This is a genomic window from Thalassotalea montiporae, assembly GCF_053485855.1.
The window spans coordinates 193,005-215,124 of record NZ_JBQRUO010000002.1 but is presented as its reverse complement, the minus strand read 5'-3'; the positions used below and the strand labels follow the sequence as shown (position 1 = coordinate 215,124).

General features: G+C 44.4%; 15 protein-coding genes. 6 read left to right on the top strand and 9 right to left on the bottom strand.

The features are described from left to right. Positions 1-35: 35 nt before the first annotated feature. Positions 36-977: a GAF domain-containing protein gene (locus ACSLUR_RS07550; RefSeq protein WP_448553284.1), complete on the bottom strand. Its 942-nt coding sequence runs from the start codon at positions 975-977 to the stop codon at positions 36-38. Positions 978-1,422: 445 nt separating this feature from the next. On the opposite strand from ACSLUR_RS07550, the gene ACSLUR_RS07545 reads away from it, so the two are divergent. Continuing rightward, positions 1,423-3,972 carry a TonB-dependent receptor plug domain-containing protein gene (locus ACSLUR_RS07545; protein WP_448553282.1) on the top strand — a complete coding sequence of 850 codons (2,550 nt, stop codon included), beginning with the start codon at positions 1,423-1,425 and terminating at the stop codon, positions 3,970-3,972. 63 nt (positions 3,973-4,035) lie between these two features. Here ACSLUR_RS07545 and ACSLUR_RS07540 read toward each other — a convergent pair whose 3' ends face one another. The 4 genes from ACSLUR_RS07540 to ACSLUR_RS07525 all read right to left on the bottom strand — a co-directional run bounded on the left by ACSLUR_RS07540 (position 4,036) and on the right by ACSLUR_RS07525 (position 8,358). Beyond that, positions 4,036-4,749 carry a substrate-binding periplasmic protein gene (locus ACSLUR_RS07540; protein WP_448553280.1) on the bottom strand — a complete coding sequence of 238 codons (714 nt, stop codon included), beginning with the start codon at positions 4,747-4,749 and terminating at the stop codon, positions 4,036-4,038. Positions 4,750-5,066: 317 nt separating this feature from the next. Then, positions 5,067-6,683: a methyl-accepting chemotaxis protein gene (locus ACSLUR_RS07535; protein WP_448553278.1), complete on the bottom strand. Its 1,617-nt coding sequence runs from the start codon at positions 6,681-6,683 to the stop codon at positions 5,067-5,069. Positions 6,684-6,819: 136 nt separating this feature from the next. Next, entirely contained in the window at positions 6,820-7,245 is a 426-nt protein-coding gene (locus ACSLUR_RS07530) for a phosphate ABC transporter substrate-binding protein (protein ID WP_448553276.1), read from the bottom strand. A gap of 75 nt (positions 7,246-7,320) precedes the next feature. Next, positions 7,321-8,358, bottom strand: a complete 1,038-nt coding sequence (locus ACSLUR_RS07525; RefSeq protein WP_448553274.1) for a porin — start codon at positions 8,356-8,358, stop codon at positions 7,321-7,323. Positions 8,359-8,700: 342 nt separating this feature from the next. Here ACSLUR_RS07525 and ACSLUR_RS07520 point away from each other — a divergent pair, with 342 nt between their 5' ends. The 4 genes from ACSLUR_RS07520 (at position 8,701) to ACSLUR_RS07505 (ending at position 14,530) form a co-directional block, all read left to right on the top strand. Then, positions 8,701-9,192, top strand: coding sequence for a hypothetical protein (locus tag ACSLUR_RS07520; RefSeq protein WP_448553272.1), 492 nt, complete (start codon positions 8,701-8,703; stop codon positions 9,190-9,192). 77 nt (positions 9,193-9,269) lie between these two features. Continuing rightward, a complete protein-coding gene (locus tag ACSLUR_RS07515) occupies positions 9,270-10,733 on the top strand; it encodes an ATP-binding protein (RefSeq protein ID WP_448553270.1) in 1,464 nt (487 codons plus the stop codon). Next, positions 10,726-11,520: a response regulator gene (locus ACSLUR_RS07510; protein ID WP_448553268.1), complete on the top strand. Its 795-nt coding sequence runs from the start codon at positions 10,726-10,728 to the stop codon at positions 11,518-11,520. Before ACSLUR_RS07515 ends, ACSLUR_RS07510 begins: the two co-directional genes overlap by 8 nt. A 373-nt stretch (positions 11,521-11,893) precedes the next feature. Further along, positions 11,894-14,530 carry a serine hydrolase gene (locus tag ACSLUR_RS07505; RefSeq protein ID WP_448553266.1) on the top strand — a complete coding sequence of 879 codons (2,637 nt, stop codon included), beginning with the start codon at positions 11,894-11,896 and terminating at the stop codon, positions 14,528-14,530. Between the two features lie 121 nt (positions 14,531-14,651). On the opposite strand, the gene ACSLUR_RS07500 is transcribed toward ACSLUR_RS07505, so the two are convergent. From ACSLUR_RS07500 to ACSLUR_RS07485, 4 genes are read right to left on the bottom strand one after another with little or no spacing between them, the layout of a single operon-like run. Further along, entirely contained in the window at positions 14,652-16,673 is a 2,022-nt protein-coding gene (locus tag ACSLUR_RS07500; RefSeq protein WP_448553264.1) for a TonB-dependent receptor, read from the bottom strand. Between the two features lie 2 nt (positions 16,674-16,675). After that, positions 16,676-18,037 (bottom strand): DUF3526 domain-containing protein, encoded by a 1,362-nt coding sequence (locus ACSLUR_RS07495; RefSeq protein WP_448553262.1) that lies wholly within the window; start codon positions 18,035-18,037, stop codon positions 16,676-16,678. After that, the gene (locus tag ACSLUR_RS07490) at positions 18,037-19,470 is read right to left on the bottom strand and encodes an ABC transporter permease (protein WP_448553260.1); all 1,434 of its coding nucleotides are present in this window, start codon (positions 19,468-19,470) and stop codon (positions 18,037-18,039) included. The genes ACSLUR_RS07495 and ACSLUR_RS07490 overlap by 1 nt, the downstream gene beginning before the upstream one ends. Before the next feature lie 6 nt (positions 19,471-19,476). Beyond that, a complete protein-coding gene (locus tag ACSLUR_RS07485) occupies positions 19,477-20,226 on the bottom strand; it encodes an ABC transporter ATP-binding protein (protein WP_448553258.1) in 750 nt (249 codons plus the stop codon). A gap of 359 nt (positions 20,227-20,585) precedes the next feature. Here ACSLUR_RS07485 and ACSLUR_RS07480 point away from each other — a divergent pair, with 359 nt between their 5' ends. Continuing rightward, on the top strand, positions 20,586-21,689 hold the full coding sequence (locus ACSLUR_RS07480) for a succinylglutamate desuccinylase/aspartoacylase family protein (RefSeq protein WP_448553256.1): 1,104 nt from the start codon (positions 20,586-20,588) through the stop codon (positions 21,687-21,689). Positions 21,690-22,120: the final 431 nt, after the last annotated feature.

Below are 22,120 nucleotides of genomic sequence, written 5' to 3'. Positions count from 1 at the left end.
TATTCGAGGTAGTGCGGAAACTAGCGTATTGTTCGTTAGTTTCTGGCATTACAATAGTGCGCCATATAAGCGTTAAAAATTAACTCGTCGAGCGATTGCTTCCCGTCGTCTTCGGCTAAACCGCAAATCACTTCAATATTGCTAATGCGCCTGTGATGCAGGTTGTTGTTAACAAGGTTTGTTATTTGTCGAGCTGTGCTAGTTAAAGAATCCATTGAGCAATTTGAAAATAGGCCAACAAAGCCAGATTCTTCATATCGGGCAATAACGTCTGAGCCAGTTGAGCTTAATTTCAAAGAATCGACAATAATCTTGATGATCGTTGTATAGCTATCGGGTTTTGAATCTTTTAATCCAGCTAAACCTTTTACATAAAAGTACATAACGGCTAGCGGAATATCAGCATCTCGGCAAATCTTTTGACCAATTGTGGCTATTTGATTAAACCCATCATGATTAAGCAACTGGCTTTCAAGGCAATATGCTTTGCCATTTCGTGCGGCAAGCTCAAGTTCAACAATAGCGGCGATTTGTTTTAACTGCCGCTGTGAGGCTAAATTAAATTCTCTCGGCTTGTTATCGATTAAACACAATGAGCCAATATTGAACCCTTCAGGAGATCTTATTGGTTGAGCGGCGTAAAACCTGATATCAGGTTTGTTCAATACAAACGGATTTTCTGCAAAGCGTTTGTCTTTTAATGTGTCTTGTACGACAAAGCTTTCTTCTTGAAGAATGGCGTGCGCACAAAAAGAATCATTGCGGTGTGATTCTTTTGCATTTAATCCTATTCTCGATTTATACCATGTTCGTTTGCTATCAACGATGGAAAATAGGGCAATAGGAACACCAAAAAGTTGTGAAACAAATTGGGTTAAACGGTCATATTTATCTTCAGGTGCTGTGTCTAAAATATTCAGCTTTTTAAGCGACGCTATTCGGCTTGTTTCATTAGCTGGAATTGAGGGTTTGAGCATGGCTGTAAATTCTAAATAAGCCCGAAATTTTCCGCAATTGTAGAGCAAGGTTATCAGTATGCAATATCTAGCTGCTCACTTAACAAGCAAACGAAAAAATTTTTTTTCGAATAGAAACTTTATGTGAAATTTACGTAAATACTTGTTTGAAACTTTGTTGTTTAGTCATGCTCTGTTATTTTCTAGATAGAGAAAACCACCTTGCCACTATTTAATTCAGGCAATCGCAAAGAGGCTTAAGTGTTATTGCACGAATCACGAAACTATTCGTAATTTGTTAGTCCATCTAGTTCTAAATACATGTGGTCAACCAATGATAAAATAATAACATTACTTGATCGCTCCTTTCTGTGTCATCAACAACTGTCGGTCAAGTGCCATTTATCAACGTTAACTAGCGCGTTAGCGTTTCACATTTATTCCCAGACTTTTTCTAGGTAGTGTTATGACTTACTTTAAGCCTTCTCTTATTGCTATGGCTATTGCAACCGCAGCATCTGCTGGCAGTGTTGCGACAAATGTTGCATTTGCTGAAACGGCAAATGAACAAGAAATTGAAAAAATCAGCATTATTGGTTCTCGCCGTTTAGGGCGCAGTATTGAAGACAGCCCAGTGCCTATTGATATTCTTGATGCTGATACACTAGCGGGAACCGGCCTGACAGAAACAAATCAGTTATTAAACACCTTACTACCTAGCTTTAACTTTCCTCAGCCTTCATTAACCGACGGCACAGATCACGTTCGCCCAGCGCAGCTACGCGGTTTAGCGCCAGATCACACTTTAGTCTTAATCAATGGCAAGCGCCGTCATACCAGCGCTTTATTGAACTTAGGTGGTTCAGCAGGCCGCGGCTCTTCGGCGGTTGATTTAAATGCGATTCCAGTGAATGCCATTGAGCGTATCGAAGTACTGCGTGATGGTGCGGCAGCACAGTATGGCTCAGACGCGATTGCTGGTGTGATCAACATTGTGCTTAAAAACGCATCAAGTGGTGGTGAAGTGTCAGTTACTTACGGTGGTAATGTTACTGAAATGGAAGGGGTGCCAAATTTAGAAGGTGTTAGTGTTGGTGAAGACGGCAACTTGGCCTTTGAAACAGGTGGTGATCGCGATGTGACTGACGGACAAACGTTAACACTGCGCGCTAATTCTGGTTTTGCTTTAGGCCAAGACGGCTTTGTTAATGTCTCACTGGAATATCGTGATCGCAATACCGCCAACCGAGCTGACTTTGACCCGCGCGAAAATTACGAGCGCCAAGCAGATGGTTCATTAGATCCTAGAGAACTAACGATAAACCGTTACAACCATACCTTTGGCAATGGTGAAGCAGAAGATATCGCACTTTTTGTTAATGCCGGGTATTACCTTGATGAAGATACTGAACTTTATGCCTTTGGCTCATACAGTGGCCGCGAAGGTGAAAGTGGTGGCTTTTATCGTCGCGCCAAAGACGGCCGTAATGTTCAAGCGATTTATCCTGACGGTTTTGCGCCGCGCATTACCTCAAAAATTAACGACTATTCATTAGCTGCTGGGGTTAAAGGCTATTTATTAGAAGAGTGGAACTACGATGTTTCAGCGGTTTATGGTCGCGATCAGTTCCAGTTTGGCGTTGAAAATAGCTTGAATACCTCGTTTGGCGTACAAAGCCCTACTGATTTTGATGCCGGTAGTTTGATTTACGATCAGCTTACATTAAACGCTGATTTTAGCCGTGTATTTGACTCAGCGTTATTTGAAAACGGCTTGAACGTAGCGTTTGGTGTTGAATATCGCCACGAAAGTTATGAAATTGAAGCGGGCGAGGCAGCTTCGTATCAACGCGGTGAATTTGGCCGTGGCGGTGCCGTGCGCACTTCAGATGACGATGCTTTTGGCGCAGCAGGTTCACAAGTATTTGTTGGCTTTAGCCCAGCATCTGCAGGCGACAATAGCCGCCACAATGTTAGTGCTTATATCGACTTAGAAACCGACGTTACTGAGTTTTGGAACATGACGGTCGCGGCGCGTTACGAAGACTACTCAGATTTTGGCTCAACGTTAAACGGTAAAATTGCTAACCGCTTTAGCTTAACCGAAGAACTTGCCTTGCGTTTATCAGCATCAACAGGTTTTAGAGCGCCATCACTACAGCAGCAGTTTTTTACCAATATTCAAACCACGTTTGTCGATTCTGTACCAGTAGAAACGGGCACCTTTGCACCGGGCAGTGATGTTGCTAAAGCACTAGGCTCGCCGGGCTTAGACGCAGAAGAGTCAGTAAGCATCGCTGGCGGTATTACCTGGACACCAGTGGCGGAATTTAGCTTATCAATCGACGCTTACCGCATTGATATTGATGATCGTATTGTTTTATCAAACAACCTTTCTGGCCCAGGTATTGAAAGCTTATTGGCAGGAACTGGCGCTACGCGTGCACGTTTCTTCTTAAACGCCATTGATAGCCGCACAGAAGGTGTTGATGTGGTCGCCACTTATTCGTTAGACCTAAACACTTACGGCAATGTGTTATTAAACGCAGGTTACAACTATAACGACAATGAAGTGACTAACATTATTGAGCCACCAGCGGCACTACAAGGTGCAGGTGTTGACCAAGGTAACTTGTTCTCAGGTACTGAAATTTTGCGCTTTGAAGTGGGCTCGCCAAAAAGTAAGCTGAACTTAAGTGCGACATGGAACTTTGATGATGTTAGGGCAACGTTGCGCACCACTCGTTACGGTGAAACACAAGACCCATCAATTAACCCAGCGCGTAATGAAGTGATCCCTACTGAATGGGTTACAGACATTGATGTCGCTTACCAATTAACTGATGGCTTATCGTTAAGTGTCGGCGCGAATAATGTATTCGACCAATACCCAGATGCAAGCCGTAACTTGATTGACGATGTGACCACCTTTACCCGTATTTTCGCTTATTCTCCGTTTGCACCATATGGTTTCGCGGGTCGATTTGTGTACGGAAAAGTTAGCTACTCGTTCTAAACGTTATTAATAACGTTTGAACTAAACTAAAGCCCCAAATTTTCAGAAACGTTTGGGGCTTTTTTATTTTTTGCGCTGGTAGTATTGACTACGAATTTCCTTAAATTTTCCTTCGCGTTTCGCTTTTTCGATGACCTTTTCTAATTCATCTTTACGTGCGAAAAGATGTGACTTTTTGGAAATAATAAAGTGCGAGCTGCTTTTTAATGACTTTGGTTGCCATCTCGAAGGCATAATCGCATCGCTAAGTTTTCGTTCAGTTAGCACTTTATTTGTGCTAAGTGCGGTATGGAAAAAGCCATCGATACGATTTCGCTCAAGTAGCTGAATTTTCTGACTAAGTGATTTAACTCTCACCTTGTTTGAATAATCTTCTTTTTCAAACATTGAATAGCTATTTGCCCCTTGGCTGAGCCCAATTATTGCGGCTTTTAGCTGTTTTGTATTAGTAATTTTGTCGCGATCATCCGCGCTGACAAAGAGCATTTCCGTAACCGCAGTGTACGCTGGCATCAAGGCAACTAGCGCAGGGTTATCATCTTTACCAAATATAATAATATCGACATCTCCTTTTTCTAACTCTTTGACTCGGCGGGCAAGTGGTAAAGGTTTGATGCGAATGTTTTGGTTGAGCTCATCGGCCAGAAACTGAAAGTACTTTGCGTGTAGCCCATCAGGAAAACCAGGCGATACAGAGGCAACTATCGTTTCTTTAGCCAATGAAGTTGCGCTAAATAGAAAAATACTCACTACCAATGTATTAATGGAAATACGCAAATTAGAAAACTCCTAAAGGTTAGTGCGTGTTAACAGTTTGTTAATTCAAATTGAGGTAATTATAACCTAACTTGATAAGCCTTTTTTAATCAGCCGAGCGTGTGACCGTATTCGTTACTCTATGAGTATTCAATTAACATCCCAATTAATGTCACCACTAATGTTTGATTGAATAACTGCTACGATTTTAATTCTGCTTCGCTTACTCTACGTTAGTCGGAGCAAGTTAGTTGTAATAAGTTGATCGTGATAAGTTGCACTCTGTAGCTAGCGCTCAATACCTTTGTCGTCTTGCCGTGCTCAAACAAGCATTAAGCTTATACCTTGTATTGGCTGATCACATTGTTTAGCGCTAGCGTCACTTCCTGAATCTCTTCACTGACTGCAAAAATATTTTTCGCGCCGTTTTGCACGGCGATAGAGGCTGTGTCGATATCAGTAATTTGTGCATTCATTTCATTGTAGGTGTCACGTTGTTCATCCGTGGCATTGGCGATCATTTTGTTTAGCGCCAATATATTTTCAAATTTAGCGGTAATATCGGAAAGTGATTGACCAGCTTTTGCTGACTCACTAACCGTGTTTGATGCGCTTTGCTGACCAGCATTCATGGCACTAATGACTGAAGCTGCACCGCTTTGAATTTCCTCTAATACATGTTTAATTTCAGCCGTTGAAGACTGTGTTCTGCTCGCCAGCGCCCTTACTTCGTCGGCAACTACGGAAAAACCTCGGCCGAATTCGCCAGCACGGGCAGCTTCAATGGCGGCATTAAGTGCGAGTAAGTTAGTTTGGTCGGCAATCGCGCTAATGGTATTTAAAATATCGCCAGCATTATTTGCCAGTGTTTCAAACTCATTGACCATGCCTGCGGCATTATTCACATCGGTAGATAGCTGATCTATTGAGTCGACGGTACTAGAAACAATCAGGCGGCCTGTTTTCGCACTTTCACTGGCAAGCTCTGCTTCTGTCGAGGCATTTGAGGCGCGGTCTGCAATATCACCAATGTTATTGGTTAGCGCTTGAATAGCATTTGAGACTGAATTCATTGCGACATTCTGGCTTTCAATTTGGGAAACGCTGTGTTCACTGGTGTTAGCCAGTTTTGTTGAAACAGCCTCAAGCGCCGCGATGGTTTGTTGAGAGCTGCCAATACTGTTTTGCATGGTCGCGATAAACTGATTAAACCAATTAACTAAATCGGCAATCTCATCTTTACCACTGTATTCCACACGGCGGGTAAGATCGCCTTCACCTTCTACGATATCGCGCATCGATAATGTCACGCGAGCAAGGCTATTAACGATATTACGAGATATGAAATAACCACCTGCAAGTGTCATTAAGACAATAACAATACCTAATATCAACTCAACGGTTTGGCTTTCGGTATTAATTTTAAAAATAGTATCAACAGTTTCGTTCGATTTACGGTTGATTGTTGATAGCTCTCTGTTTATTTCAGCTCTAAGGTTTGCAATAGCGTCGTTCGCTTGCTTTGATTTTAGGGTGATCACATCAAAGTCAGCGTCTTCATCACTCATCGCTTGGGCCGCGAAAAGCTTGTTATCTGCATAGGTGCTAAATGGCGAAAGATAGTCATAGCGAAAACCAAGTTTGTCGCCATCATGCTCTATGGTATTGATCAGCTGCTTTAGCTGACGACTTAAAGCTTCACTTTCTGCAATAAGCTTTTTATCACCTGTGGTGACAAAGTTATCAAGATTGCGCTCAAGGGTGATCAACCCTTCTTTTAGTTCTCCCAGTTTGCTCAACATGGGGGTGTAGTCTTGTTGCAATCGCACAATGTGTGACTGCGTTTGACTGATAAGATGTTGTTGATAAATAAAGAATAAAACAAACCCTGAAATGGCAATCATTGCCGGTAAAAATATCCGTTGACTGATTTTTAAATTAATACCTAATTTCATGATTTGTTTACCTTTGATTATCTATGTAGTGCTTTGCTATTGGGCATAATGACTATGCCCATCGATAGGTCACTTACTCGAACTTCATTGATCTATTGGCGACTTTGTAGAGTGAATAGCGGGTTTAAATAGTGCTTTACTGGGCAAGGACAACTTTTACGGAATCGTCGGCAAAGCTCGCATCAAGTACGCCGATCGCATTTGGGTTTTCCGCAACCAATGCTTTAACGTCGTTGTTATCTGCGTAATATTTAGGTGGCTTGCCTTTGCCGGAAAAGGCGCGTTTTGCCCAGTAACCTTTGAACTGAGTGAAAGAGCGATCTAATAACTTTGATGTTAGTTCTTCACCAGTTTCACCTTTAACAAAGTAGAGCTTGGCGGTAGTGCCATCGCCAAAACTTTTTTTGTCGCCCAAGAACAAGTCAACAATGGTTTTACTGTCAATTTGAGCAGGGTTTGACGGGTGAACAACTACCACGACATCGGCTGCAGCGCTGTATGACCAGCCAGAGAACAATAGTGCGCTGGCGCCAATAACTTTGGCAAATAGTTTTTTAATCATGTGGGAATACCTGAATATCTGTTTAACGTATAAGGCTGTTTTAATAAGTGGTGCCTAGGGTAAATTCGAGATGTTTTAAAACATACCAACGAACGCTAATTGAAATGCTTGCGCATCATTGTCATCGTTGCTCTCTTGGTGGGCATATTCAGCTTTAAGTGCCATCGCATCGTGAAAGTCCCAACGAACGCCCGCTGAATAAAATGGTGTTGAGGAGTCTTCGCCGAAAAAGTCTAATTCGCGATCACGACCGAAAGTAACATGCGGTGTCACACTACCGATGCGTTTAGCAACTGAAACCATCCAAGGTTGCTTTGTCCCTTGCCCTTGATCGCCATCACGTAGGTCTTTCAAGTTCACTGTGGTCACTTCAGCAATGGCGTACCAGTCGTTGTAGTCAACCTGCACACCAATGTCATAGCTTTTTAGTACACCTTGCGAAAACAGCTCTTCAACGCCTTCTCCATTGCGTAGTGGGCGTGTTTGCGTGGAAGACTCTTCGAATTGAAAATAGCCTAAATTAACGGTTAACCAGTCATATTTATAAGCAAGGCGACCGCCCCAAATGTCGCGATAATCTTTGCCACTGTCTTCTTCGTCTTCTTGACCCAGTACCACTTGGGTAAACAGTGAAGAATTGTCAAAATGAAATGTATATTGTGAGCTAATACCTTTAAAACTATTAAAAGGTGCGTTGTAAACTTGCTCTGGTACTTCAATCCAGTGGTAAGCGTAAGATACGTCAATAAAGTCTGAGAATGCGTAATGTGGCATTAATTGGCGACCAGCAATCACGCGCCAGTCATCTGAAACGTCGTAGCTTAAAAATGCCCATGTAAGGTCACCATCGTAGTCATCGACACCTTCAAAAATAGCTTGAGCGGTAAAGCCGATATCCTCATAAACATCGACAATTGCTTGTACGCCGATGAATGATCCAGGCTCTAGTGACCAATCATTGTCGTAGCCATTTACACCGTCACGATCAACAATTTCTGCATCGCCACTGGCCTTACCTAATGCCAGCGTACCAAAACCAGATATTGCATAATCTGCCGCACAGTTAAACGACATCGCCGTTGCCGCCAAGCTGACCAATACACCTTTTTTCATCGCTATACCTCAATAAATAGCTGTCAATTAATTGGTCTGGCGTTAAGGCCAAACCCTGAAGTCGGGCAAATACTAACGGCAGTTGAATTGCTGCAAAAGGTGGTGCTGGCAGTATCCTTTTTAATTCCACGAGATCTGCACTGTATCTGCACATTTTGCAGCGAAACTAACACTGCAATTACATTGGATAACAAAATATCAAATCGGCGTTGTGGCATTGTTATGCGAATACCCGCAGCGCTGAGCACTCATGTGAGTAAACACATTTAAGAGCAATAACAATGGGCGATACCAGCGAACTATCGCAATGAGCAACAACCATAAAGTGTCAGAGAGGTGTTTATGATTAATTCGGTTTCGGCAAACTCGATATCAGTTATTGATGGTGGAAAAAGAAATGTTCAGGCATTGTCTGATGAGCAGCAAGCGTTGGTTACCAAGACATTGTCGGCATTCGAGGCAGAAAATTTATCTGAGCAAGATGCACAAGCAATCGTTAGTGTGTTTGAAGAAGCGGGAATAACACCCAGTAAAGCGCTAACTGGACTGATACGTGATGCAGGCTTTGAGCCGCAAGCTATCGCCGAATTAGCGGGTATTGAACCGCATGATACTCAAGGGAGAAGGCCACCACCGCCGGAATTATCAGCATCGTCAGAACAAGTTGCTCAGCTTAACCTAAGTGAAACTAAACTTGAGGAATTGAATTCATTGCTGGCGCAACTTAGTGATGGCGATCATAGTGAAGAAGCGCGAGTGGCGTTATTGGATACTATTAAAGCCACTTTAGTGCAGGCGGCACCTGAACATGGTTTAATCAACACAAGTGTTTAACATCTGGCTATTGGCCCGCGTATTTGGAGACAGGTTGATTGTGCTAGCTTACTAAGCTGCATCAGCCGAAAAAGCATTTGAAACTAACGATATCGCAAAAGCTACAGGCGTCTTTACTTGGCCTGACCTTATTGATCCTAGTTGCCACACTGGGCTTGGCTCGGTGGAGCTTTGAACGAGGCTTTCTTGACTACATTAATGCCCTTGAACTGCAGCGCTTAACGCAAATTGCTGACCAGTTAGCACTAGAGTACGCCGACAATAATGACCAATGGCAAGGGCTTAGTAAGCAGCGTTTTGAGCGTATTCTCAGGCAAGCCCATCGGCCCGGGGATATGTCAGCACCGCCCCCACCCAAAGGGCATAGGCCTCCGCCACACCGAATGCCCAAGCACGGGCGTGATCATTCCCCAATAGAGCCCCAAAGAGAGCCTTCCCATGGCAGGCTGGGGCCGCCCACAGCACTTTTTGATAATGGTGGACGCCACCTCATGGGCACACCGTTTTGGGATGATATTACGGAATTTTTTACCATGCCAGTCATGGTTGATGGTCAACAAGTGGGGTTGATAAAAAGTGCCCCGCGTCGCCATTTTGAAACCGCTCAAGAGACAGAGTTTAGTCGCCAGCAACTGACCACCAGTATGATTATCGCCGTGGTTTGTTTAGTCATCGCATTTTTTGTATCAAGGTGGATGGCGAACTTACTGTTAGCACCGATTAAACGCACTATTGATGGGGTTGCCAAAATTTCTGCTGGCGATTACCAAACCAGATTGAATGAACAACGAAATGATGAAATTGGTGAGCTAATGCAAAACCTTGATAGATTTGCCTTATCGCTGGATGAAGGGCGCAGTGCCCGACAGCGTTGGTTGGCTGATATTTCACATGAGCTTAGGACACCTGTTACTGTTCTCACTGGTGAGATTGAGGCATTAAAAGATGGTATTCGCCCATTTGATCACACTCAGCTGTTATCTCTCGAACAAGAGATAACAAGGCTGCGTCACTTGATTGAAGATTTATATGAACTGTCTGTCTCAGACATTGGTGGCCTTAATTACCAATTTAGCGAACTCAACATCAGTGACCAAGTGGCGCAAGCTGTTGGCATGCTGCGTCAGCAATTGCAGGACACAGGGCTTGATATAAGCTTAGCTGCTGAGCCTAATATTGTGATATCGGGGGACAGCCGACGACTAAACCAGCTCATGACTAATTTGCTCAATAATAGCAGAGCATACACAGATGCTCCCGGCAAATTAGCGATTCAAGTTAGTCGCCAGGCCAACTTTGCTGAAATTAGTATCGAAGATAGTGAGCCAGGTGTTGCGCTTGAAGATTGTGAAAAATTATTTGAACCTTTATTCCGCTTAGAGGCCTCACGCAGTCGCAGAACTGCTGGTGCTGGGCTGGGACTGGCTATTTGTCGAAATATTGTTGAGGCGCATCAGGGCACTATCACCGCTCAACCTTCAGCGCTTGGCGGTTTAAGCGTTGTCGTAAAGTTACCACTGACAGGAAATACTAATGTCTGAAAAACGCATTTTAGTCGTTGAAGATGAAGAGAAAATTGCTCAGCTGCTAAAAGATTACTTAAGCCGCGATGGTTTTGATGTGTCGCTACTTCATGATGGCCGAGACGCCGTCGCCACAATCCGCGAAAATGAGCCTGACTTTGTTATTCTAGATTTGATGTTACCGGGCAAAGATGGTGTGGCGATTTGTCGAGAACTGAGAACGTTTTCCGATGTGCCTGTGCTGATGTTGACTGCAAGAGTAGCAGAAATTGATCGTTTGGTTGGCTTAGAAGTTGGCGCAGACGATTATGTTTGTAAGCCGTTTTTACCGCGAGAAATTGTAGCTCGAGTACATACTATTTTACGTCGCGTACAGCGCCAAATGCAGCGAGGTCAGCAAGCCAGTGGAGTTGGCCATCAAACTGATGGGTTAACCGCGGGTGATGTTGCAATCATAGCCCCTGATCGCATATTAAACTGGCAGAACATTCAATTGAATTTTGATACCTATGAATGTCATCTAGATCAGTGTTTACTTGAGCTAACTCCTGTTGAGTTTCGATTGCTAGAAACCTTAATGGGGTCGCCAGGACGCGTATTTTCCCGAGAACTTTTGATGATAAATGCCTACCCCGACAAACGTGTGGTCAGCGATCGCACCATTGATAGCCATGTTAAAAACTTGCGCAGAAAGTTAATGGATGCCAACGGGAATACCGATGTTATTCAGTCGGTATATGGGATTGGTTATAAGTTTGGTGCACGAGAAGGGGTTGTTAACACACATTCGGCCAAGCGTAAGTAAAGCTCTAATCAATTGATTAAATCTCGATTTGTTGGAGAATATTTAGTATTTTGCACCCAAACTTGGCACGTAGCTTTTATTATATTACGACAAATGTCGCGCTTGCTTAGTCTGTGTATTTCCTTAGTTAATATAGCTCAATGAACGCTACTGTTTAGTGCCTTTCACATACTGTTATCGCCATCTAGCGTGTTGAATTTAGTTCGCCTAAATCTTTACTACAAATCTCGACAGTTTTTGACATTTTCAGACATAAACACGACATAAATTCACGTCCCCTATCTGTAACCTAGCTGCGATTCGTTATCGACTTCACGTAACGACTTATCACTCAATTTTTAGTTAACTTGATGAAAGCAAACAGGTATACACCATGGAAATTTCACGTAAGTTTTTAAAGCAGTTTTTGGTGGCGAGCGTAACTGCAGCTACTGTATCACTGTCTGGATGTGGTAGCTCAGACCAAGATTCACCGATTGATGACACCGCAACGCCCTCAGCGCTCGCTAAATTTGCCGGAGTTTGGCAGCAAGCAGGTACCGGGATTGTTTGGCAGTTCACTGATGTCGAGTTTACCCAATACAACCTTAATTCGTTTGGTTGTGTAAAGAGTGAACAGCAAAACTTAGCTGCGGTTGCTGGCCTTGAACCTTATCTTGCTATAGAAGGCCAAGCGCTTGTCTTGAACAATAATGCGACGTTAGCTTGGACATTTGACAAGCTCACGACTTTGCCAGCAATGTGTTCAGCCAATGCCTTAAAGAGTACGGATAACGCTATTGATAATTTTGAATATCTTTGGCACCACTTTAATGACTACTATGCGTTTTTTGTTGAACGTGGGATAGATTGGCAGGCTGCTTACAATCAATATCGCACGCAGATCACTAGCAGCACATCAACGGCTGAACTAGCCAGTATATTTGATGAAATGTTGTCTAATATTGAAGATGTTCATGTGACTTTAACTGACGATCAAACGCTTGATATTGCTGGCGGTGAATTGGCGGGTCTTGCGCGTGAGACAGTGAAGTATTTAGTAAAGTCAGGCGTTGATGATGTGCAAGCGCAGCTTAGTCCTACTTATCGCGAGATTGTCAGCGTTAGGGAAGCGCTGATAAGCCAGTACTTTTCGGGTAATGAGTTACTATCGCACCCACATTCTGATGCCATGATTTGGGGCGTTATGGACAATAACATTGGCTATTTGCGTATTACCCGTGAATCAAACTTAATGACTGGGTCGCAAACGGCTAGTGGTTTTGTTTCAGATTTAGTGCAAGCAGACAAAGACCTTGAGGCTGCTGAATCATTAATGGATGACGCGATGCTAGCGGTATCGGCAAGTGATGCACTGATTGTCGATTTACGGCTAAATGAAGGTGGTTTTGATAAAGTTTCGCAAAAGATCGCAAGTTATTTTAATACCCAACCGAAAACCTTTGCCAGTAAACAAATTGACAATCGCCAGTTCACGAGTGAGCAAACACCATTACGCCTTGATGCGGCTGAAAACCCATATACTAAACCAGTTTACGTGATTACCGGGCAATCAAATGTGAGTGCAGGGGAGGTACTGGCGCTAGCGCTAAGTAGCTTACCTCAGGTCACTATGGTCGGCCAGCCTACCCATGGTTCTTTGTCTGACGCACTTGATTTTAAGTTGCCCAACGGTTGGCAGGGAACTTTGAGTCATCAAATCTATCGTAATGCCAGTGGTGATATTGTTGAGCAACAAGGCGTCATCCCAGCGCTAAAAGTTCCTGTGTACAGTATTGAAGATTTTAACTATGTTTCAGACAACGCCATTGATGCCATTCTGGTTGAACTGGAAAGATCAGTGCCGCAGGCATTGAACTTGGAAGGCTTGGATACTGAACTAAGTCAAGCACAGGCCAGCTTGGGAATACCGGCACTTGCCGTGGCTTTGGTGCATGATGGGGAAATTGTATTTGAACGTGGTTATGGCAAAGTTGAATTGGGCAGTGGGAGTTCTACCACAGAAAATACGCCTTTCAATATTGGGTCAATTAGCAAGGCGGTGATGGCCACGGCTATCGCGCAAAAAATTGAGCAACAAGCACTAACGCTAGACACCCAGCTAAACGAAATGAACCTGCCATTTCCGGTGAGCAATATAACCAGTGACACTGCAAGCGCTGCACCTATTACCTTGAAGCACTTGGTCACGCATACATCGGGTATTTTTGATAGTACCGCTTATGTGTGCAGCTACTATATTCACAATACTGACTTATCTCTGTATGCGGCGTTTATTGAGGGCGTTTGTCCCCAGCAAACCACTACCGACTCCACGGTATTTTTTAATCGCTACTTTACCGAGCAAGATGAGCTAAACCCTATGCCACCATTTTTAGATGCTGCACCAGGGCAGCTGTATCAATATTCCAACGTGGCAGCAGGTTTAGCAGGCTATGCCATTGAACGTTATCTTGCTATCGATTTTGCTGCTGATATGAAAGCTAATATTTTTGATGCGTTGGGCATGTCGAATACCCACTGGGATTATCGTCAGCTCAATCCTGAACACCCAAAAGCAGCGCATTACACCCTAACGGAAGACGATGAGATAGTCGCGATACCTGAGTATTCCTATCCAACCCGTTTTGATGGCGATCTAAATAGCAGTGCACACGATTTAGCGCGATTGATGTTGGCATTAAGTCAAGGTGGTGCCTTAAACGGCCAACGAATTTTAACGCCTGAATCGGTCAACATGATGTTTTCCTCACAAGTTCAAACGGCTGATTTTATGGCAGAAGATTTAGGCATCTTCTGGTTTCGCAGCGGTGGCTTTATCGGCCATACCGGTGGCGACCCTGGTACAAACGCGACATTTCAATACAACCCTGCAACGAAAACGGGCTTTGTATTACTAATGAATATTGAAGATAGCGTGGTGGGCAAAAACCAATTGGGTGAATCACTAGAGCCAGTGGTTGCGGCAATTTATCGAGCGGGCTTGTTGGCCGCAAGCGAAGAAGAGTAAATGAAAATAAGTAAACAAGTTCAATTCTGATACAAAAAACTAGACGCGCTGCCTTGGAATAACCAAGGTAAGCGCGGCTAGCTTGTTTACTTAAATTACTTAAATTACTTAAATTATTTAGCTAAAACGAGTAACGAACAGATAACGAGTAGTTTCTGCCATCAGCTGGCGAGTGAATTGTCGCTGTGCCGTCTGAGCTAAAGTCGAATACGTATTCATAGTATTCATCGAATAGGTTGTTGGCGTTTAAGCTCACTAGGCCCCAATCAAATTCGTAATCAATGCTGGCGTTGGTAATGGTGTAATCACCAAACTGACCACCTAAATTCGCTTCGTTAACGTAGTAATCCCCTTGGCTGTCAACGTGCACGCTGGCGGTAATTTGCTCGGTAATTTGCGCGTCGATACCAATTGATGCGGTGTATTCAGGAATACTACGCAGCTCGTTACCTTGGGTAGCGGCGGCAGCGGTGCTGGTTTTAACGATTTCGGTATCAACCGATGAGTAGTTTGCCCACACATCGATGATATCGGTTGCTGCCCATGTTAGCGCTAACTCCCAGCCTTTGCGCTCGGTTTCGCCCACGTTTTGTGACACGCCATCAACGGAAATAAACTCGTCTTCGGCATCTTGTTGCCACAGTGATAAGCGCACATTGGCGGTATCGCCAAGGCTCACTTTAGTGCCTAATTCGTAACCGTTGTTGGTGGAAATATCGCGAGCATTGGTGTCGCCGCTCGTGTATAGCGAAGAACCAAACGGGTGCTGGAAAGATTCACCGTAGTTAAAGAATAAGGCAACGCTGTCAGTTGCTTGATAGAAGACATTAAACTTAGGTTGAACAATCCAATCAAAGTAGTAAATATCGCGTGATGATTGCGTGCCATCGCTGCTGGTTGCGGTGAAGTCGCCATCTAACTTGTCAGCGCGAACGCCTGCGGTAATCGACAGCTGCTTGTTAACTTGGTGTTCAACAGAGGCATACAAGCCCGTAGTGTCGAGCGTGTAGTCAAAATCTCGCACAACATTGTTGGTATCGCGCACGCGGCGTTGACCGATAGTGCCAAAGCGTTGCTCAATCACATCTTCTTGCTGGTAAGAAAGCCCTGTTAACAAGCTCCAATCGTCATTAAAGCTGTAAACCGTGTCGAGAATAAAACCTAACTGCTCTTGATCGTCATAGCGATTCCCCAGCGAGCCACCTTCGCTAAAGCGTACCCAACGCTCGCGCTCAAAGGTTTGGAAATAAGTTTTTGCGCTAATGTCCAATTTGTCGATGCTGGTATCTAAATGCAAGCTATTGTGGAAAACAGTTTTATCGCCGCCATCTTCGCTGGCATAGCTGGCTGATGAACGCGGGCTGCGGCGAGACTCTTCTTTGGTTAAGTAACCCGGTGCATCGGCATCAAAATGCGAGTAACGTAAGATGTAGCCAATCGTGGTGTTGGCGTCTAGTTCATAGAACCAGCGACCAGAGCCAGCGTAGCGCTCTAGATCTGTGTTATCGCGATAACCTTCACTTTCGCGGTAACCGAACGCGTAGTTATGAGTTAGCTTGCCTGATTCAATGCCTGTGTAGCCTTGTAATTCACGTGTGTCAAAACTGCCGACTGTGGCATCGATAGTAGAAACGCCTGTGTCTTTGCGGCTAAAGACATTGTAGTTACCAGCTAAGTTATATAAACCGTAACGTACATCGCTAGTGCCTTTGAACGCTTGAATTGAGTCAATGTTAAGTGAGAATAACTGATCTAACTCACCAAAACCGTTGTGCAAGTTCTGTGGAATACCGTCAATTAACAACTTAGCGTGCGGCGTGGTACCGTCGCCATCAAAACCACGAATTGATAAATCGGCATTGATAGGTCCTTGGTTATAACGTGAAATCGACACGCCCGGCAGCTTGGTAAAAAGCTCAACATTGTCGTCAACGCGCAAGTAATCGAGCTGATCGCGACCGATAATTTCGTAACTACCGACAAGGTTCGCTGCTGGTGCTTCTGTGGTTTTACCAATCACCATGACGCGTTCTATGCCAGCTATGTCATCATCAGCAATTGCTGTTGTTGACAGTGCTGCGGCTATGCTAAGTGCGAGCAACTTAGCATTAGGTTTAAAAGCAAAGTGTTGAGAGTTGTTCATTGTTATTGTCCTTGTGTGCTGCTTGCTGTTTTGGTGTTTGCAGCTGATTTTGATTCAGTACTTTTTACTTCTTTACTCATTACCTCAGTAAAGTGAGGCAGCTTGGTCATCACTTCCTGACTAAACGCCACCTTGTTAAACAGCAATGGGTAGTAAAACTGGCGCAGCTCACCGTGGTAGTCGCGCACCCGTTGTTCGTAAGCTAGCGATGATTGTGTGTCCGTTTCGGCAATCATTGATAGCAAACGCTGGGTGAGCATCGGCGGTGAGAAAAACGAGACGGCACCTGCTAACGCATCTTTGTGCTCAGTCGCATCGCGATAGGCTTGTGAAAGTGCCGCTGCTTTTTGGTCGCCTACTTGTTGGAAGGCGTAATACCATTTCCATTCAAAACGGCTTTCCATCTCGGTTTTATCAGCCCATTCTGGGTGTTTGGCAAGGAAAGGTTGCCAAGTTTCTTCAAAAGGGATATCCCATGCGTCATTTACCGCTTCACGCTGGGTAAGCGAAATTTCGCCGCCTGCTGGGCTTGCTACTAACTCGTCAATGGCGGCATCACTGCCAACAGGGATCAGCACAGTAAACACTAGCCAAATCGCTAGTAGCATAGAGGCAATACGCGCGGCACTTTGTTTAGCATTAAACTTCAAGCCAGTGACCACGTACGTAAGCACTAGCCAAAACCCTAAATGAGCGATTACAACGAGCGCCATTAACAGCGTATCGGCAAGCGGTGCTCGGGTAATGAATGCACCCACTAAAAATGGTAGTAATACCGCTAACGCCAGACTTGTGGTTAACACTAAGGCACGTGTCGCCCAAAGGTGGCGTTGGCTTTTGGCGGTAACGACAAGTAAGTCGTAACGACCCGCATCACGCTCGCTGGCGCGTAAATCATGCAACAAGAGAATGACAAATAACGGCAGTAAAACACTGACTAGAAAAGCAAAATCAAAGCGCCCTAAAAACGACAGTTCAGGATTGTCGGCATCGGTTTCGTAAATTTGTCCTTCCAGCGCCAACATGCGTACGCGGTGCTTCCACGGGAAAATATCTCGCTGCCCCATGGCGGCAAAGGCAAGCGATGACGGCGATGAATAGGTTAAATGGAAACTGTAGTAAGCTGCGCCGCCATAGTCTTTTTGCTTAGCGAGCATATTGGCGCGGTCTATTTGGTCTTTTTCCAACAAGCGCTCAATGGTTTGCGTTTGCGCTGTGGTTTCTTTGACCCCAGACCAAACGGCAAATACCGATAAGGCAAAAACGATAGTGAAAAACACCAAAACATAGCGTTGTTTCGCGATAAATGAGGCTTCGCGTAGGAAGCTATTAGCATTTCTGAAGGTAAAAAGTTTAAATGCCATTATTGCGCCATCCTTCTGCTCGCTACTGCCAATAACAGGCAAACTAATACACACCATAAAATCAGCTGTAAGCCGTAAGGCATACTTTGCGCTAGGCGGTTTGCAGTGCTTTCAGGGGCAAATTCAAAATCAGCAAGGACTTGCCAATTGCTCGCATCGACTAAGGCTTTTTTCGCCGTTTCTTCGTCTTTGTAGCGATTAACGTCGGTTTGATAGTCAAGCTTGTCACGGTGCACGCGGTTAAGCGATTGCACAAAGTCGATACGCAGTGCTTCCGCTTCTCGCAGGAATCTGTGATGGGTTTCTAGGCTGGTGCCTGCCATCATCATCGACAAGGAACGAATGGCAACAGTTGGTGACAACCAACCAAACTGGCGAGCAATTTGCGCTTGTTCCAGCTCTTCACTCATACGCTGCTCGGCAAACTTATTTAATACTTTGGCTTGCTTTTGCTCTGAGTATTCGGCAACCACACCGCGAAAGTTAACGGGCAGTTTATCAATGCTATCGACTTGGTATTTTGCCAATAAATTGGTTTTGAGCTTTTCAAAGGCAGGATCGGCAGCGTTGTGACCGTCACCTAATTTGCGCATTTCTTCGAGTACGGCAAAATCAGCTTCTAATTTACCTGGTGAAGGCACCAGTGAGGCGGCAGTAGAGCTACCAATACGCGGTACTAAAATAGCCAGCGCAACCCAAACGACAATAAGGCTAGTAAAGCTGACACTGTTTTTGTTCACCAATGCTGAGATGGCAACAACCAGCGCACTCCAAACTAACACGTAGAGCATGTAACCTAGAATAAAGCTGGTTGTAATAAGCCCTGACTCTTTACTGCCTAATAAACTGCTGGCAAGAATCAATGGCAATAGCAACAATAAACCACTGGTGGTGAGTGCCAGTAGTTTGCCCAGTAAAAGGTGCCATTTGTTCACCCCTTGGGTGATCATAATGTTGAGCGTGCCAGCTTCTTTTTCTCGGCTGACGCTGGCGTAACCAATTAAAATAATAAACAGCGGCGCAAGCACTTGAATTAGAAAACTCGGTGATAAACTGCTAAAGCGAGTTAAACCACTCGATTGGCGTTGATCAGAAAACATGGCACTGTTCTGGCGGTGACCTTCAAGGAAAATTGACGTGCCTGTAAACGCGTCAACGCCAGGTTCAATAATGCTCAGTGGTGATGGCGTGCGAAACACGTAGTGACCATAGTGCACCATGCGGTGTGGGTGGCGATCTGGTTGTTCAACAAAGCGCGCTTCTGCGGTGTGTTGCAAGTGTTCACGTTGGTGGGCTTTGTGCTCAATTTCCAATGAGTTAACAATAATGGCTGCAACGGTCAGCAATAAGCCAATTAGCATGACTGTGGTCGCGACTTTGGTACGCCACCAGTAGCGCCACTCGTCGAGCATAATTTGTTTAATTATTCTCATTATCTATTACCCATTGCCAATTGCTTGCGCGCTTTTATTGGCGTTACGGGCAGCAAATGCCGCATGAACAGTTTCGGTGTCAATATGCTCGTTGCCTTCGCGCTCAAACATGCCGACGATCTTACCGTGATCTAACAACCCAATGCGGTGAGCGATTTGGCATGCGCCATAAACATCGTGCGATACCATAAATACTGTGGTGCCTTCACTGGCAAGGTTGCTGATCAGCTGGTTGAATTCATCAATGGCACTTGGATCTAAGCCCGAAGTTGGCTCATCAAGGAACAATACAGGGGCATTTCGCAGCAGTGCTAAGGCAATTGCGGTTTTTTGACGCATACCTTTTGAATAGTTTGAAAGCGCTCGATGCCACGCTTTTTCTTGCAATGCCACCTTGCTCAGTGCTTGGGCGATTTCCTCTGTTGAGCGAGAAATACCTGCCAGCGATAAAAAGTACTCAATATTTTCATAGCCGGTTAAGTGACCATATAACATTACCGATTCAGGTAAGTAGGCGACCTTGCGACGCACTTGGTTAATATCGGTCACTACACTGTGACCCATAATTTCGGCGTGACCGCTAGTGGGCTTAATGGTTCCTAGAAGCGTTTTTAATGTGGTTGACTTTCCAGCACCGTTACCACCTAAAAGCGCAAAAACTTCACCTTTTCTTACCGTAAAATTAACATTGTCGAGTATTTTGTGGTCACCAATTTGAACATTCAGTGACGAAGCAACTACCATTTCTGGTTGCATTGATATTCCTTGCGTTTACTTTGTGATAACATAACGTTTTGCAAGCTAGCGATTGTAATATTGTAACAATGTGGTTTGCAAGTCAGATAACGGCATAAATTCACGCCGTGAAACTTTCCGTGTAATAAATCATCACTTCGGGTTGAAAAGGGTTGAAAACGCTCGGTGATTCATTGTGATTGTATTGTGAATGACTTGTTAGCGATTGAATAATGGGATGACTTGGCACAAAGCCACGTAGAAGCGGCCAAGAATTCAATAGATTTGCTCAACAATGAACTCAGATACCGAGCTAGAGCACTTGGATATAAAAATAAGTTTAGATACGAAAATAGAGAATAAGGGTTAGGTAAAAATTAATGAAAATAGGGTTACTCATCATCGGCTTAGTATTAACGCTAATGTCTCACGTAAACGCTAATACTATGGCTGAAGTTAAAGCAGGCTCATATAACAATCAGTCGCTTGTCGTTGGTGGTCAGCAAGTAACGGTAGGCAGCAAAGTGGATATAAAATTTGATATCCCAGCAGGTGATAAAGACGGCGCAACTTTTATTCCAGTAACCGTTGTTCATGGCAAACACCCAGGGCCTGTTCTGGCTGCTGTGGCTGGCGTTCACGGCTATGAATACACGTCAATTTTGGCAGTTGAAAAATGGCTAAAAACGCTAAACCCAGAAAATATGCATGGCTCAGTTATTGTCGTGCGTGTTGCCCATGTACCAGCATTTGAAAGTCGCTCTATCTATGTTAATCCACATGATCGTAAAAACCTCAACCGCAGCTTTCCGGGCAAACCCGATGGTAGCCAAACCGAGCGTATTGCGTGGGCGATTTCACAGCAAGTGGTCGCCAAAGCGGACTTCTTAATTGATTTACACAGTGGTGACGGTGGTGAATGGCTAGCACCTTTTATCGGCGTCTATGGCGGACCACTATCCAGTGACTACCCGCAAGCATTAGCGGTTGCCGAAGCGTTTAACTTCCCTAATGTGGTGCGTTATAAAATGAATACCCAGAAGCAGGTGGACACCCGCCGCTCGCTTAACCGCCAAGGGGTAGCTGCCAAAGTTCCAACGATTTTAGTGGAAATTGGTGAACATGGCACTGCCACGCCAGAGCAAGTAACTGCGATGATTGCGGGCTTATCGGCAACGTTAAACGTTATGGGCATTGACAAAACTAAGCCAAATTCTAAAACAAGCAAGTCACTTCGCTACTTTGATAACACTAAATCTGTACCTGTAAAACATGCAGGGCTGTGGTTCCCGACACACGCCAAAGGGCGTTTTATTGAAAAAGGCGAGGTGCTAGGAGTGCTTAAAGACTACTTTGGCAATGAGCTTGAGCAAGTTAAAGCACCTGTGAGTGGTTATGGTATTTACGGCTTAAAAGGGCCTGCGATTCGAAAAGGTGATAGCGTGATGACGATTGCAATCCCAGCGCATTCGATTAAAGAGTAATTATGCTCTTTAATCTAGGGCGTGTTGATCTTTCGAGATTGAATTTTGTTCAACCTAAACGCTTTCTGATCGCGGCGCTCGCTTTGTCGCATAGTCGTTCTCGGCTTTGTCTCCTGAGTCGCTCTACCTCCTGCATCCATGCAGTCGTATGTAAAAAGCGAGCAACAATGAGCAGGAAGCGTTTAGGCGAACCCGCAGGGCAGCGTCTGTTTGAATTTTCTACTGTGTTGGCACTTATTTATGGAGAATGACTACACTGCACAAGTGCCGCCTAGTATAAAACCCAAACAGACTACTGCAAAAACAACCCTGAAAGATCAACACGCCCTAGTATTTAAGGCTATAAATTAAAGCTGAAGCCACCAAGTTAAATTGTTAAAACTAGGCCGAGACAAGAACTAGGCTTTTTAGTTTTTTATTCATAATAAGCG